Consider the following 588-nt stretch of genomic DNA (forward strand, 5'->3'; position numbering starts at 1 on the left):
TGCAGTTTGATCGCTCCTGGCACCTTCAGCAGCGATCAAACTGCCCATTCGCCGGCGGAAACCCCGTGTGAGACTTCCCTCCCCGCGTAGATGCTGCGATCCTTGACCGTTTCGTTAGACTTGCGGGGGCCAAGACGGCCTACTGCACGCATTGCACCGACGCCCGCTCGAGCAGCGCGCGGCCCGGCGGGTCGCCCAGGGGAGGGTTGGGGCTCATCAGCCCCGTCCGAATCCCACGCTCAACACGCGGGGCCGGCAACATGACCGGCCGGCCCACGGTCGAGACCAAGACCCTAGGAGAGATCTGTGCTCAGCGCTTTCGGTCGGGCGTTCACGACCCCCGAGCTGCGGACCAAGATTCTGTTCACCATCGGGATGATCGTGATCTACCGACTGGGTACCTTCGTTCCAGCCCCCGGCGTGGACTACGGCAACGTCCAGCAGTGTCTGGCATTGGGGAACACCTCGGGCGGGGTCTACGACCTGGTCAACCTGTTCAGCGGTGGCGCCCTCCTACAGGTCTCGGTCTTCGCCCTGGGCGTGCTGCCGTACATCACGGCCAGCATCATCGTGCAGTTGCTGCGCGTG

The 588-nt window shown here is 64.8% G+C and carries 1 pseudogene; it reads left to right on the forward strand.

Going from position 1 to position 588, the window contains the following annotated elements:
- Positions 1–306: 306 nt before the first annotated feature.
- Positions 307–588, forward strand: a pseudogene (locus GTW58_RS13630) (preprotein translocase subunit SecY); the annotation flags it as partial.

It is taken from the genome of Kocuria subflava (assembly GCF_012163155.1).
Classification (GTDB): domain Bacteria; phylum Actinomycetota; class Actinomycetes; order Actinomycetales; family Micrococcaceae; genus Kocuria; species Kocuria subflava.